Origin of the sequence: Metabacillus mesotrionivorans, assembly GCF_052171315.1 — a bacterium.
Classification (GTDB): Bacteria; Bacillota; Bacilli; order Bacillales; family Bacillaceae; genus Bacillus_P.
Genome location: NZ_JBQMFF010000001.1, coordinates 869644 through 884184, shown reverse-complemented (window position 1 = coordinate 884184; position 14541 = coordinate 869644). Strand labels below are relative to the sequence as shown.

The window sequence follows — 14541 nt, the reverse complement described above, 5'->3', positions numbered from 1 at the left end:
CGAATGACTTTCGGGGCCGTAAAATCTTCTTAAAAAGAGAAACAAACGGCATGCTGGATGCCGTTTAGCAACTGTGCTTTTAATAAAGATAGTATACCACAATATAAGGAAAAAGAGATAAGCAATCATCACATTTGACCGGCAATTTCAACCTCCGTCTCCATTTTCACGCCGTGCTTATCAAAAATCGTCTTTTTGACATAATCAATCAGGTCAAGAACGTCTTTTGCAGTGGCATTGCCCGTGTTCACGATGAAGTTTCCGTGAAGATCGGAAATTTTCGCGCCACCGATCTGATGGCCTTTAAGTCCTGATTCCTGAATGAGCTGTCCTGCATAGTAAGGAAGGGGGTTACGGAATACACTTCCGCAGTTAGGCAAATCCCACGGCTGTGTTTCTCTGCGGTAATCCTTATTCTTTTGGAGCTGTCCCGTAATCTCTTCTCTGTTCCCTTTTTGAAGCTTCATGACGGCTTCAAGGCAGATGCCCGGACGCTTTTTCTGAAGCAGGGATGTGCGGTATGAAAACTCGAGTTCATCAGCAGTCAGCCACTCCATCTTTCCGTCTTCAAAAAGAATGTGTGCTTTTATGAGAATTTTAGACATATCAGACCCGTGAGCTCCGGCGTTCATATAGACAGCGCCGCCGACTGAGCCAGGGATTCCCCCTGCGAATTGAAGTCCTGACAGTCCCTGTTTGCTGAGCAATGTCGTCAGCTTAATGAGAGAGTATCCGCCTCCGGCTGTCACCGTCTCTCCGTCAATTTCCATATGGTCGAGGCCCTTGCCAAGTTTAATGACAACGCCTTTTATTCCTGCATCACTGACAAGCAAATTGGAGCCGCGTCCAATTGCTCTCCACGGAAGTCCGCTTTCATTCACAATATCCATCGTCTTTTTCAGATCACTGATGGAGGCCGGTTCCACGAAAATCTCTGCAGGTCCCCCGATTTTAATGGTTGTATGTTTGGCTAAAGGTTCGTTTTGAACAACCTTTCCTACCTGTGCCTCTTGAAGCTTATTAAGTATGTTTTCCATGACAGCCTCCTGTAAAAAATTGTTTGTCATTTTCCCTGCTGTGTCAGAAGGAGCCGGTAAAAGCACAATACCTTCTATTCCCTCTTAAACAGCAGTTAAAACCTTTTTGTATGTTTTTTATATTCTATGAGCACAATGCCCAATCCATTTTAGATTCTTATAGACTTAAGAATCAGCCATTTTCCCGCAAAACACGAGGAACCCTGTTTTTCAACAGGGCCCCGTTTCGTATAGCGTCAATACCTGGCATATCTGCTTATGTTCAGCAGCACACCTACTGCCATCAGCATCAGCGTAAGCGAAGAGCCCCCGTAGCTTAAAAACGGCAGAGTGATGCCTGTTACCGGCATTAGACCTGTTACAACTCCAATATTGATCATTACCTGTATGGCAACCATTGTTATAATGCCGATTGCAAGGTATGAACCGTACTGATCGGGTGCTCCGAGCGCAATCCTCACTCCGCGCCATAACAGGAGGCCAAACAGCAGAATAATCAGCGATCCGCCAATAAACCCGAGTTCCTCGGCAAGAATGGCGAAAATAAAATCTGTCTGCGGCTCCGGCAGATAAAAGAACTTCTGCCTGCTTTGCCCGAGGCCGAGTCCAAACAGACCGCCCGGCCCGATTGCATATAATGACTGGATAATCTGAAAGCCGCTTTCGAGAGGATCTTCCCACGGATTTAAAAACGATGTAATCCGTTTGATCCGGTAAGGTGCGGAAAGCACCAGCGCTGCAAACCCTGCCACACCAAGAAGCCCCAGTAAACCGAAATGACTGATTCTTGCACCTGCCACAAAAATCATGACAATGCACGTCCCGACCATAACCGTTCCTGTTCCGAGATCAGGCTGCAGCATGATCAGCGCGAATGCGGTAAAAACAAATGCCAGCGACGGCAAAAGCCCTCTTTTAAAGGAGGTTATTTTCTTTTGATTTTCCGATAGAAATTTAGCTAAAAAGGCAATCATTGCAAGCTTCATAAATTCAGAAGGCTGTATGGAAAAAGCCCCTACTCCAATCCAGCTTCTTGATCCGTTTCTCTCCATCCCGATACCGGGAACAAGGACAGCGAGAAGCAGGATAAAACAGACGATGACAAGCATTTTCGCCCAGGTTCTCCACGTCCAGTAATCCACATTCATAATGAAGAACATGGCTACGACTCCGACGCCTGCGAACAAAAGCTGCCTCTTGGCAAAGAAAAACGAATCTTCGAATTTATACGTTGCCCACACTGCGCTTGCACTGTATACCATAATCAGTCCAATCGTCAGAAGGAGCAGCGTGATAATGACTAGTATAAAGTCCGGTGCAGATCTTTTTGCCGTCAACGCCAAACACCCCAATATAATGGAATTAGGGCGCGTGTACGAGCCCTTTACTTTAGCTTATGCACGGCGTTCTCAAACATGTCTCCTCTTTGTTCAAATGTTTTATATTGATCCCAGCTTGCACATGCCGGGGATAAGAGTACGATGTCGCCTTCCTGAGATAAGCTGAACGCCGCATAAGCCGCCTGTTCAACATTATCGACACGTTTCACCTCTTCTATTCCCGCATCCGCTGCTATTCTCTCAAGCTTTGGCGCAGTCTGGCCAAACGTAATCAGAGTTTTGACATTCCCAAGGAAGGGGATCAGTTCGTCAAATTCATTGCCGCGGTCAAGGCCGCCGGCAAGTAAAACGGTCGGTGCATCAAATGCCTGGAGAGCTTTTGAAGTAGCCAGTATATTTGTAGCTTTTGAGTCATTGTAATATTTAACTCCGCCTATCGTGCGGATAAACTGCAGACGGTGCTTCACTCCTTTGAAGGAAGTCAGCACTTTGCGGATGGCTTCTGTTTTAGCACCGCTCAGTTTCACCGCACAAACAGCTGCGAGAATATTTTCAAGATTATGTTTGCCTGGAAGAACGATTTCTTTTACATCAATGATTTTTTCATCGTTAAACCAAACGGCGCCGTTTTTAATGTACGCTCCTGATTCAAGCTCTTGCTTGACAGAAAAGAAAATCTTTTCCCCATTACCAGCGGCAGCTGCTTTTACGACCTCGGCATCATCCGCGTTGACGACAGCAAAATCACTGTTCTGCTGGTTAGCATAAATTCTTGCTTTTGCAGAAGCATATTCTTCCCTCGTGCCGTGATAATCAAGATGGGCATCAAACAAGTTCAGCATCAGGGCAATTTTAGGACGGAATGTTTTCGTTCCCATCAGCTGAAAAGAAGAAAGCTCTGTAACGATGATGCTGTCTTTGTCTGCCTGCTCTGCCACTTCACAGGCGACTGTTCCGATGTTGCCGGCGATGAGTGACTTTTTACCGTCAGACAGCAGCATTTCATGGATAAGGGTCGTCGTCGTCGTTTTCCCGTTGGATCCGGTAATGCCGATCATGTCAGCTTCTGAAATTAAATAGGCAAGTTCAACCTCCGTAACGATTGGAATTTGCTTTTCCAGCGCTTTTGCAAGCAGAGTGTTTGAGTATGGAATACCGGGATTTTTCACAATGTATTCTGCCCCGTCTAGGAGTTCCGGCGGATGGCTTCCGCATACCACGTTAAGCCCCATAGCCTGCAGTTCCTGCGCTGATTCATTTTCTTCAAGCGGCAGCCTATCATTAACCGTTACGCGCGCACCCAGTTTATGTAAGAGCCTTGCTGCAGCCAGGCCGCTTTTTGCGAGCCCTAGCACAAGGACATGTTTGTCTTTAAAGTCGTTAATTTGTTTCATTTTATAACCACACCTCTACGTAAATTCCAAGAACGGCGAAAATCAGTCCGACTGACCAGAACGTCACAACAACTCTCCATTCCGACCATCCTGTCAGTTCATAATGATGATGAAGGGGACTCATCTTAAAAACGCGCTTTCCTGTCGTTTTAAAAGAGATTACCTGAATAATAACGGAAAGAGTTTCAATAACAAAAACTCCGCCGATCAGAACAAGCAGGATTTCAAGCTTGGTTAAAATGGCGATGGTTACGATTGCTCCGCCAAGTGCAAGAGATCCTGTATCTCCCATAAATACTTTTGCGGGGTGAGCATTAAATACGAGAAATCCAAGAACAGCCCCTACGACTGCTACAGAGAAAATGGCCACATCATATTGAGATTGATTCCATGCGAGAACAGCAAATGCTCCAAACGCAATGGCAGCTGTACCTGAAAGCAGACCGTCAAGACCATCCGTCAAGTTAACTGCATTAGAGCCGCCGACAAGCATGAAGACAATAAGCATCACATAGGCCCATCCAAGATCAACACCGAGCTCCGTACCCGGAATGCGGACCTCTGAAGAGAATCCAAACTGTCTGAAAACAATATAGAAAATAACTGCAATAATGATTTGCCCGAGCAGCTTTTGTTTCGATGTAAGGCCGAGGTTGCGCTTCATCACAACTTTGATGAAATCATCCAAAAACCCGAGAAGGCCGTAACCGAACGTAACAAATAAAAGCAAATACATTTCAACACTTGGTTCTGCAAATTTATAACTCATGACAATAGTTGTCACAATGACAGACAAGATAATCATGATGCCGCCCATTGTAGGCGTTCCTGATTTCTTCTGATGCGATTTTGGCCCTTCATCCCTGATGCTCTGTCCGAATTTAAGCCTTCTTAAGAAAGGGATAAAGATGGGAGATATCAGAACACTGATTAAAAAGCCCATTAGTATTGTAAAGATGATGATTTGTTCAAGCATGTATAGATCCTCCCTGGTATCACTGCAGGACGCTGGCCCTTAAGCCTGAGCGTCCCTGATTCATTCATATAGTACGGATAAGTCCGCCGGTTATTGATTTAATTTAAATTGTACCGCACGCAGAGCAACCTCGCGGTCATCAAAATCGAATACCTCTGACCCGATAATCTGATACGTTTCATGACCCTTTCCTGCAATCAGGATCACATCCCCCGCTTTTGCTTCATTTACTGCGTAAAAAATGGCCTCTTCTCTCTTTTCAATCGTATGGAAATAGGCTCCTGCAACACCTTCTTCCATTTCCTTAAGGATAGCAGCAGGCTCCTCGCTTCTTGGATTATCAGATGTGAAAATGGGTTCTTCTGCATACTTGACAGCTATTTGCGCCATAATGGCCCGCTTCGTCCTGTCTCTGTCCCCTCCGCATCCGACAATCACAAACGTTTTCCCTTTGGCAAATTGCTTAACTGTTTTCAGGACATTTTCAAGACTGTCAGGTGTATGGGCATAATCAACGATGACAGAGAAATCCTGGCCCCCGTCAACGACTTCAAATCTGCCTCTTACCCCTTCAATCTCAGCCAGTGTCCCGGCAACAATCTCAAGGTTTACACCAGAAGCAAGACATGCAGAAGCAGCAGCGAGAGCGTTATAAATGCTGAATTTGCCGATGAGCTTCATTTTGATATGCTGTGAACCAAAAGGTGTTACAAGGTCAAATGCCGTTCCGCTTGGAGACATGACGATGTTTTGCGCAGATACATCGCACTCAGAATCAATCCCGTATGTGAGAATATGGGCTGCTGTCATGCTCATAAATTCTCCTGATGCAGGATCATCTGCATTTAAAACCGCCGTTTTGGGCTTATCCGGGTTAAATGTATTTCCAAGCTGAGAAAACAGGAGGCCTTTGGCTGCACGGTACGCATCCATCGTCTCGTGATAATCCAGGTGATCCTGGGTAAGATTTGTGAACACGGCTACGTCATAGTCACATCCATGTACGCGGCCCATATGGAGGGCATGAGATGAAACCTCCATCACACCATGGCTTACTCCTTTATCTGCCATTGTACGGAATGTTTTTTGAAGGGTCAGGCTCTCAGGTGTCGTATTTTTGACACTCAGTTCTTCATCGCCAATCTTTATGTACATCGTTCCGATCAAACCGGTCGTCTTCCCTGCATTTTGAAGAATCTTCTCAATCAGGTGTGTTGTTGATGTTTTACCGTTTGTACCTGTTACGCCGATCAGATGCATGCCTTGTGTTGGATGGCCGTAAAAAGCATCGGCAAGAAGCGCCATCGCCCGTTTTGTATTTTTAACTACGATAACCGGAACAGAAAGGTTTAAGGGTTTCTCAGATAAAACCGCAGCTGCGCCGTTTCTGACGGCCTGCTCTGCATAATCGTGTCCGTCAACCGTATATCCGCTGATGCAGATAAATAAGCTGTCTTTCTTTACTTCCCGTGAATCCATTTCAATCGAGAGAATTTCCGGATTTTCCTCCACATTCCATTTTATATTCTGAAGCTGCGAAAGCAGTGTGTGTAATTTCATTTTTACCAAATCCTCTCAAGAACCAACAATAGTTTCTGTCTTTATTTTAGTCGTGCAGCAAATCCCCATTTTACATAAACAGCCTGCCGGCATACGGTCATCCTGTTGTCAGAAAAACGCACAGTACCTATTTTATCTTATCTTCGGTAAAAGAGCCATATCCGCACTAAAAAATGTGCGGGCTTTGAGCAGCTGTTTCTCCCCAAACAAAAGCGAGGCAGTCACGTTTTGTGAATGCCGGCTTCTGAACATATGCGTTTAGTCATTGTCTTCTGATTTTTTGCTTCCTTTTCCTAAATAAAGACGAAGTGTTGACCCTTCTTTCACCTTTACACCTGCCTGAGGCGACTGCTGAACAACTGTATCTCCGGATCCTGCGATATCAAGTTTGAGATTCACCATCTGCTCCCTGAGTTCCTGCGCTGTAAGCCCTACAACATTCGGAACGCTCACAAGTTTTGTGTCTAGCCATGTGTATTCTTTCTCGATTTGGTTTTTCCGCGGTTTTACCCCAAGCTCCCTCAGGCTGTCTTCCATAATGTTTCCGACAATCGGGGCTGCGACGGTTCCCCCGAACTGCACAGTGCCTTTAGGATTATCGACGGCCGTATAGACGACGATTTCCGGGTCGTCTGCCGGAGCAAATCCAATAAATGAAACGATATAATTGTTTTTCATATAGACACCGTCTTTTACTTTTTGAGCTGTTCCGGTTTTGCCGCCGACACGATATCCCTCAACAAATGCGTTTTTCCCTGTTCCTTGAGCTACAACACTTTCAAGTGCATATCTAATTTGTTTCGACGTTTCTTCGGAAATGACTTTGCGCTTTGCTTCAGGTTCAGTGCTGCTTATCACATCACCTGTAACAGGATCGATCCATTCCTTTGCTATATAAGGAGTGTAAAGGGTGCCTCCATTTACAGCTGCCGCAACGGCTGCAACCTGCTGGATCGGTGTTACGGATACCCCCTGCCCGAATGCCGTCGTTGCCTGTTCCACAGGTCCTACATTTTTAACATCAAACAGGATTCCCCTGGCCTCTCCCTGAAGATCAATGCCTGTTTTCTGGCCAAAGCCGAAGTTTTGGATGTATTTAAAAAGGGTGCTTGTTCCAAGTCTTTGTCCAAGCTCTACAAAACCGGGGTTACAGGAGTTCTGTACAACTTCAAGGAAAGACTGGCTCCCGTGTCCTCCGCGCTTCCAGCACTTTAATCTGGCTCCGCCGACCTCCACTGAACCCCCATCATGAAAATGCTCTTTCTGCAAATCTACTTTCTTCTCTTCAAGTGCAGCTGCAAGTGTAATGATTTTAAATGTTGAACCAGGTTCATAGGAACTCCACACAGGGAGATTTCGGTTATAGATGAGCGGATCGACATTCCGGAAATCCGCCGGATCAAAATCAGGTCTGCTTGACATCGCCAGAATTTCGCCGTTTTTCGGATTCATCGCGATCGCAATCATGCCGTCTGGATTGTATTGCGCCTGTGCATTATCGAGTTCCCTCTCGACGATCGTCTGCACTTTTGAATCGATTGTCAGTTTTAAATTGAGGCCATCCACCGGTGCGGTATATTCATCCGCCTCTTTTGGCATCCTCTTTCCTTTAGCATCAGAATAAAACTTCACATATCCTTTTGTTCCTTTCAGCTGTTCATCATAATACGACTCCAGTCCAAGGAGGCCCTGATTATCAATGCCTGCAAATCCGAGGACGTGCGAGAGGTAGCTGCCGAACGGATAATGGCGTTTTGAATCCTCCGCTATGTATACACCTTTTAAACCGAGTGCCCTGAGTTCTTTTGCTTTTTCATGAGAAATTTTGCGCCCTTCGGGATTGATTCTCTGAATGGATTGCTTCTGTGTGATAAGTTCATAAGCCCGCTCTTTCGGCATATTTAAAACAGCTGCAAGCTTTTCTGCCGTGCCCGCCGGGTCCTCAATCTGCCTCGGCACAACGAGAACAGACGGAGCACTCATATTCGTCGCAAGCTTCACGCCGTTCCTGTCAAGAATCTCGCCCCTCTCAGGCTCAAACGGAATGTTCCGGCTCCAGGAATCCTTCGCCAGGGCTGTCAGTTTGTCTCCTATAAAAAATTGAACATATCCAAGGCGGATATCGATAATTAGAAAGATCAGAAAACCAAACATCAGCACCATCGCAAGTCGTTTGCGCACCGTCACATTTGAAACACGCATATATTTCTCCTCCTTATCAAGGCTCGTTCAAATATATGCTTGTACCCTGAATGCTAGAACAGTGACTGGACAACTCGGAAAAAGCAAAAAGAGAGCCCGTCCAAAGCGGTCCGGGCCCTCTCTTATTTTGTGTAAGCTTATTCAGTTTCAGCCTCTTCAGACTCAGCAGTTTCTGCTTCAGATTCTGCGGTTTCGCCTTCAGATGCGCCCGCTGGACTTTGAAGTTTCACCGTCAGCCTGTCATTTTTCTGAACACGTTGACCTTTAGTGATCGTTTGAGATACCGCATAGCCATTTCCTTTTAACTGGAGCTCTAAATCCAGGAAATTGGCAAGCTTCATAATATCCCGCGATGACCATCCGGTGAGATCAGGCATGGACATTTTCCCGTCTGTTTTAAGAAAAACACGCCCGTTTGCGATCAATCTTGAATCTTCTTCTGGATATTGTTCGCTCACTTCATTGCTGCTGCCGAGGATGACGGCATTTATCTTATTGTCCTCAAGCCATTTTTGTGCTGCTTCGACACTTTCCCCTTCAAAAGAAGGAAGCGCAGAGCCTACTTCGGTATCCGCTTTTTCCGGTTCTTCTTCCGCTTCTTCAGACGGCTGAATTTTCATATACTGAAGACTGTTTTTCATGACCGAGTTAAACACGGTCGATACAGGCATTGAACCTGTTTCCGTATCTTTAAGCTGCGGCTTTTGCACCGCTACATAAACAAGGAGTTCAGGGTCTTCTTTCGGCGCCATTCCGAGGAATGAGAACACATAGTTATTTCTTCCTTTTAGGTATCTTCCGTCACTGCCCCCAATTTGAGCTGTTCCAGTTTTTCCTGCTACTTTATAGCCGTCTATTTTATACGGCTTTCCAGTGCCCTTTTCAGAACTGACGACTGTTTCAAGAATGTCCAGTACTTCTTTTGAGGTTTTTTCGGAAATTGGTGTTCCGGCAGTTTGCGGCTTGTTTTCTTTTACCGTTTTTCCGCTGTCCGGATCAACAATTTTATCAATGATATACGGCTTCATCATTTTGCCGCCGTTAGCAATCGCTGTAGCTGCCTGCACCTGCTGAATAGGCGTTACAGTGGACCCTTGGCCGAAAGAGGTTGTTACTTTTTCAATATCATACTTGTAGTTGAAGACTCCGTTTGCTTCATTGGGAAGATCGATTCCTGTTTTTTGATTCAGTCCGAATTTCTCCATGTAATTCATAAAGCGGTCAGGACCGAGCTTTTCTTTTGCAAGTATAGCCATTGCAACGTTAGAAGAACGCTGCACACCCTCAAGGAAACTTATCGTTCCCCAGCCGACATTACTGTTATGATCACCAATTTTACCTCCTGCAACTCTATAGATACCAGATTTATAAAGTTCATTAGGATTGAATACGCCTTCTTCAATCGCTGCAGCCAAGGTAAAGATCTTCATTGTCGAGCCGGGCTCAAAAGGATAGGCGACTGCATCATTATAATAGTTGTTAATATCACGGACGTTAGGGTCAAAGCTCGGGCGCTGCCCCATTGCCAGTATTTTCCCTGTTTTCGGATCTGCTACGATGCCGATGATTTTTTCAGGTTCATATTCCTCGGCTGCTTCGTTCATCGCATCCTCAAGGAATGTCTGAATCTTTTGGTCCAGTGTCAGATAGACCGTATCTCCATTATCGGGAGCAACAATCTTTTCCTCGCCGTTTGGAAGCTTGAACCCCTGTTTGTCGCCTTCATATGCCATATATCCGTCTTTTTCCTGAAGGTACTTATCAAGGCTTTTTTCCAAGCCGAACATTCCGACGGTTTTTGTTGTTCCTTCTTCTCTTTGCGCATATCCGATAATATGCGAGGCAAAGGTGCCGTTTGGATAATACCTGTGTGTATCACGGATAAATCCGATGCCCGGAAGGTTTAATTTCTCAATTTTGACTTTAAGTGAATGACTGATGTTTCTGCCCGCCGATCCAAATTCGACCTGATCGGCATCTTTCTCAAGAATATCCCGGACTTCACTGTTTTCCATATCAAGAAGGGGAGCAAGCTTTTCCGCCGTTTCCTCAGGATCAAGCACATGTTTAGGTTTTTTGGGAGAAGTGGTCATTTTGTCGTCAAGTACAGCGATCAGAGTGTACGTATTCGTATCCTCGGCAATCACTTCGCCATTTCTGTCCACAATCGATCCCCTGCTTGCTTCAATTGTCCGCTTTCTTTCATACTGCTCCTGGGCCCTTGCGGCAAGGACTTCCCCATTTACTTCGCCTGTCGTCTGCAAATACAAGAAACGGATGACTAAGACAAAAAAGAGCAATGCAAATATTAAGGTTAATATTGCTGCTCCTCTGTTCATATTGATATTTTTCGGCTGATTCATGACTAGTCGTTTACTACTTTCACTTTATTCGTATCAAGCTCAAGTCCAAGGCCTTTGGCAATGCCCATAATGCGCTCGTAGCTGCTGAGCTCTTTAACCTGTACACCAAGATCTGCATTTACCTTCTGCTGATCCTGAATTCTCGATTCGATTTTTTGAACGGCCACATTTCCCTTGTAAACCGTTACGCTATTTGAAACAATTTGAATGGCTGCAAACAGCAGAACAGATAAAAAAGCAACGATCAGCACTTTTTCGCCGATTGTAATTGTGGGTCTTCTTTTGATGACCACCGATTGCTGCTGTTCGGGCATTTGCTTATGCTGCTCTTGCCTTTGCTGCTGGATTTTCACAGCTAAATTACTCATGAACAAAACCCCCTCGTTTCATCTATTTCTTACAGTTTTTCAAGTATTCGCAGTTTGGCTGATCTTGCACGATTGTTTTCTTCAAGCTCTTCCTCAGATGGTGTAATCGGTTTTCTTGTGATCAGTTTCACTTTAGGCTTAAATTCATCAGGTATAACCGGCAAATTGGGAGGCAGTTCCGGTAATGAAGCAGCTTGCTTGAATGCCGTCTTGCAGATTCGGTCCTCTAAAGAATGGAAGGTAATGACACTGACTCTGCCGCCGGGTTTAATCATCTCAACTGCTTGTCCAATGGCTTCTTCAAACACTTTCAATTCATCATTAACCGCAATTCGGATCGCCTGAAAAATCCGTTTGGCAGGATGGCCGCCTGTGCGTCTTGCAGGTGCGGGAATGGCATCCTTAATCAGTTCCACCAGCTCTCCGGTCGTCCGGATCGGCTGTTTTTCCCTTGCAGCTTCAATTTTTCTAGCTACTTGTTTAGAGAACTTTTCTTCTCCGTATCTGAAGAAGATTTTAACCAGCTCTTCATAGGTCCACCCATTCACGACATCATAAGCGGAAATCCTTGCGTTCTGATCCATTCTCATATCAAGAGGTGCGTCATGATGATAGCTGAAGCCTCTCTCAGGTGTATCTAATTGCGGCGATGAAACTCCGAGGTCGAATAAAATGCCGTCAACCTCTGTTACACCAAGGTTTTCAAGTTCTGCTTTTAAATGCCTGAAATTGCTTTTAATAAATGTTACCTGTCCTTTGTAGGACTCTAATAGCTTTTCTGCATGCGAGAGGGCTGCATCGTCCTGGTCAAAAGCGAAAAGGTGCCCCTTTTTTGAAAGCTTGGACAGCAAGTAAGAACTGTGTCCCGCTCCGCCTAATGTGCAGTCGACATATACCCCATCTTCTTTAATGTTCAAACCATCTACCGTTTCATGCAATAATACTGTTTTATGTTGAAACATTGCTGCTACCACCTTTATCAGATTCGTACGTACTTGAGATGCTGATTTTGACATTGCTATTACTCATTGTTGCACAAGAGATTATTATATATCAAAACCAATCATATTTTCAGCAATTTCGGCAAATGAATCTTCCTGTTCGGCTACATATGTATCCCAAATTGCCTTATCCCAAAGTTCGATCCGATTTGATACTCCGATAACAACACACTCTTTTTCAAGCTTTGCATACTGCAGAAGCGGTGCAGCCAAGTTAATGCGCCCCTGTTTGTCAAGTTCGCATTCAACAGCACCCGAGAAGAAAAATCTTGTAAATGCACGTGCGTCTTTTTTTGTTAATGGAAGGGCCTTCAGCTTTTCCTCGATCATTTTCCATTCACTCATCGGATAGCCGAACAAGCATTGATCGAGTCCTCTGGTGATGACGAAAGTTTCTCCGAGTTCTTCGCGGAATTTGGCTGGAACGATCATGCGGCCTTTTGCATCTATCGTGTGATGATATTCACCCATGAACATGTCCGTCGCCCCACTTTCTTTCTCTCGGTCACCACTTCCCCCCACTTCTCCCCACTTCCTATTCTACACGTTCTTTTCATAAAAAAAAACCCTGTATTCCACAGGATTTCAGAAATTCGTTCTTTAAATTTTGACAACTTTATGATGGGAGTTAAAAGAATAGCGAAGCTTCACGATTTCGTGCAGAAAATGGGGTCCATATTTATTCAAATAATAGTAAATATTCCATGTTCTCTCTTGAAATCCGCCATTTGGCTGAAGAGATTTCGCGATTCTTGTGAATTTATCCAATTCTGCGCGGTGCTTTTGCTGAACTTTTTTGTCGACGTGAGATTGAAGCAAATCAAGCTGTGACTGAATAAAAAATGCATTTTTTTCAAGAAACGGCTGAAGACTTGCGTCTTTAGCGACTGCCGACTCCCTAAGATTTTTGTGAATCCGTTCAATCTCCGTCTTGGCTTGAACAATTTCAGGGGTCAGCTGAGATGGTTCCATTTTAGCAAGCCACTCTTCCCGGACTTTGTCAGCCCCTTTTGAAAACAGGTCGTCGAGTGTAAGCGAAACGTCCCTCATATCCGATTCAATGGACCGTTCAACAAAGGTGATATTCAGCCTTGGCACGACAGGCGGCATGAAAAAGCCTGCTGTTTCAAATACTTTCTTAAGCTCTGCCCAGTAAGAAATCTCTCCCGGCCCTGCGATAAAGGCAAGTGTCGGAAGAAGATATTCCTGCATAAGCGGCCTTGTGACAACATTGTTGCTCAGTCTCTCCGGATACTGTTCTGCGAACTGCTTCAGCTCTGCCTCAGTAAATGACAGACTTTCGGCAGAAAAGACGGATTCATCTGTACGCTTAAGAAGCAGACGGTCACCTTTGCTGTCATGGAAGAAAAGATTTGCGCTCGCGTGATCAGCTTCAATGATCGGCTTGTAACCAGCTTCAGTCATGTATGCCTGCTGAGCTGAAAGGCTCTCAGACAGCTCTTCATTTTTCATGATTAAATGCTGAAAAAATCCTGCTTCCATTTTTCTGAGCTCAGGATCTGAAGAGTTGATCAGCACCAATCCGTAATCCGAAAACATTTCATATGTAAGATGTTCGAAAAACTCCGTATAAGTGGCTGAAACAGACAGCGTTTGTTTGAGGCTGTTCATCAGCTCCAGTGTATAGTCGGTTTCCCCGTATGTTTCAAAAACAGAGCAGATAAAGTTCCAGCATTCCGCGTGATCGATAGGTTTATAGAACACAGGAATCTTTTCATTCATGGCTGTTTTAACAGCCTTCTTCTTGATAACCCCGTTTTGAGAGACATGCAGATGATTGACCTCAGCAAAATCATGATCCTCACCAGCTACCCAGAAGACTGGAATGACCGGAACAGACAGCTTTGCTTCCTGCTGTTCTGCAAGGACGAGAATTGAAATGATTTTGTGAATCGTATAGAGCGGTCCTGTCAAAAGACCCGCCTGCTGTCCCCCGACGACAACAAGACTTTCCGGATCTTTTAAACGCTCTATATTACGGATCACAGGTTCCTTGTCCTGAAAATGCTTTTGATGGTAACTCAAAAGATAGGAGGACAGCTCTTCTCTTGCGAATGTTCTATTTTTTAAGTCCTTCACTCTTTTTTCATAAACGGTGTCATCCGTAATGCTGTAGTCAAAATAGTCCTCTGTATTCAGCCTGCCGCTGATCAGATCTTCGACTAATCGGTTCGAATGGCGAAGGGAGAGGTCAGTAATCTCCATTTGTGTAAACTTCCTTTCCGGGTTATGTAAGCATCCGAGAAGAGTATAGCATTTATCCGGCTGAAAAGAAAAAG

General features: G+C 44.9%; 11 protein-coding genes. All 11 read right to left on the bottom strand.

Features of this window, described 5'->3' with window-relative positions; translation table 11 throughout:
- Window positions 1–128: 128 nt before the first annotated feature.
- Complete coding sequence (gene murB, locus ACTSEZ_RS04465; RefSeq protein ID WP_369732979.1) at window positions 129–1037, bottom strand: UDP-N-acetylmuramate dehydrogenase; 909 nt, start codon at window positions 1035–1037, stop codon at window positions 129–131.
- Between the two features lie 236 nt (window positions 1038–1273).
- The gene (gene spoVE / locus ACTSEZ_RS04460; protein WP_369732978.1) at window positions 1274–2374 is read right to left on the bottom strand and encodes a stage V sporulation protein E; all 1101 of its coding nucleotides are present in this window, start codon (window positions 2372–2374) and stop codon (window positions 1274–1276) included.
- A 47-nt stretch (window positions 2375–2421) separates the two neighbouring features.
- Complete coding sequence (gene murD / locus ACTSEZ_RS04455; protein ID WP_369732977.1) at window positions 2422–3771, bottom strand: UDP-N-acetylmuramoyl-L-alanine--D-glutamate ligase; 1350 nt, start codon at window positions 3769–3771, stop codon at window positions 2422–2424.
- A gap of 1 nt (window position 3772) precedes the next feature.
- Complete coding sequence (gene mraY, locus ACTSEZ_RS04450; protein ID WP_369732976.1) at window positions 3773–4747, bottom strand: phospho-N-acetylmuramoyl-pentapeptide-transferase; 975 nt, start codon at window positions 4745–4747, stop codon at window positions 3773–3775.
- Between the two features lie 90 nt (window positions 4748–4837).
- Window positions 4838–6307 carry a UDP-N-acetylmuramoyl-L-alanyl-D-glutamate--2,6-diaminopimelate ligase gene (locus tag ACTSEZ_RS04445; protein ID WP_369732975.1) on the bottom strand — a complete coding sequence of 490 codons (1470 nt, stop codon included), beginning with the start codon at window positions 6305–6307 and terminating at the stop codon, window positions 4838–4840.
- Window positions 6308–6565: 258 nt separating this feature from the next.
- Window positions 6566–8509: a stage V sporulation protein D gene (locus ACTSEZ_RS04440; RefSeq protein WP_369732974.1), complete on the bottom strand. Its 1944-nt coding sequence runs from the start codon at window positions 8507–8509 to the stop codon at window positions 6566–6568.
- 137 nt (window positions 8510–8646) lie between these two features.
- The gene (locus ACTSEZ_RS04435) at window positions 8647–10872 is read right to left on the bottom strand and encodes a penicillin-binding protein (protein ID WP_369732973.1); all 2226 of its coding nucleotides are present in this window, start codon (window positions 10870–10872) and stop codon (window positions 8647–8649) included.
- Window positions 10873–10874: 2 nt separating this feature from the next.
- On the bottom strand, window positions 10875–11240 hold the full coding sequence (ftsL, locus tag ACTSEZ_RS04430; protein WP_369732972.1) for a cell division protein FtsL: 366 nt from the start codon (window positions 11238–11240) through the stop codon (window positions 10875–10877).
- Between the two features lie 29 nt (window positions 11241–11269).
- Window positions 11270–12202, bottom strand: a complete 933-nt coding sequence (gene rsmH, locus ACTSEZ_RS04425) for a 16S rRNA (cytosine(1402)-N(4))-methyltransferase RsmH (protein ID WP_369732971.1) — start codon at window positions 12200–12202, stop codon at window positions 11270–11272.
- 84 nt (window positions 12203–12286) lie between these two features.
- Window positions 12287–12718, bottom strand: coding sequence for a division/cell wall cluster transcriptional repressor MraZ (gene mraZ / locus ACTSEZ_RS04420; protein ID WP_029285027.1), 432 nt, complete (start codon window positions 12716–12718; stop codon window positions 12287–12289).
- A 123-nt stretch (window positions 12719–12841) separates the two neighbouring features.
- Window positions 12842–14467: a bacillithiol biosynthesis cysteine-adding enzyme BshC gene (gene bshC, locus ACTSEZ_RS04415; protein WP_369732970.1), complete on the bottom strand. Its 1626-nt coding sequence runs from the start codon at window positions 14465–14467 to the stop codon at window positions 12842–12844.
- Between the last annotated feature and the right edge of the window lie 74 nt (window positions 14468–14541).

What these genes read in the sequence shown, in the direction of transcription:
- murB (WP_369732979.1), bottom strand. Translation starts at nt 1,037, where the DNA reads ATGGAAAACATACTTAATAAGCTTCAAGAGGCACAGGTAGGAAAGGTT.
- murD (WP_369732977.1), bottom strand. Translation starts at nt 3,771, where the DNA reads ATGAAACAAATTAACGACTTTAAAGACAAACATGTCCTTGTGCTAGGG.
- mraY (WP_369732976.1), bottom strand. Translation starts at nt 4,747, where the DNA reads ATGCTTGAACAAATCATCATCTTTACAATACTAATGGGCTTTTTAATC.
- ACTSEZ_RS04445 (WP_369732975.1), bottom strand. Translation starts at nt 6,307, where the DNA reads ATGAAATTACACACACTGCTTTCGCAGCTTCAGAATATAAAATGGAAT.
- ACTSEZ_RS04440 (WP_369732974.1), bottom strand. Translation starts at nt 8,509, where the DNA reads ATGCGTGTTTCAAATGTGACGGTGCGCAAACGACTTGCGATGGTGCTG.
- ACTSEZ_RS04435 (WP_369732973.1), bottom strand. Translation starts at nt 10,872, where the DNA reads ATGAATCAGCCGAAAAATATCAATATGAACAGAGGAGCAGCAATATTA.
- ftsL (WP_369732972.1), bottom strand. Translation starts at nt 11,240, where the DNA reads ATGAGTAATTTAGCTGTGAAAATCCAGCAGCAAAGGCAAGAGCAGCAT.
- rsmH (WP_369732971.1), bottom strand. Translation starts at nt 12,202, where the DNA reads ATGTTTCAACATAAAACAGTATTATTGCATGAAACGGTAGATGGTTTG.
- mraZ (WP_029285027.1), bottom strand. Translation starts at nt 12,718, where the DNA reads ATGTTCATGGGTGAATATCATCACACGATAGATGCAAAAGGCCGCATG.
- bshC (WP_369732970.1), bottom strand. Translation starts at nt 14,467, where the DNA reads ATGGAGATTACTGACCTCTCCCTTCGCCATTCGAACCGATTAGTCGAA.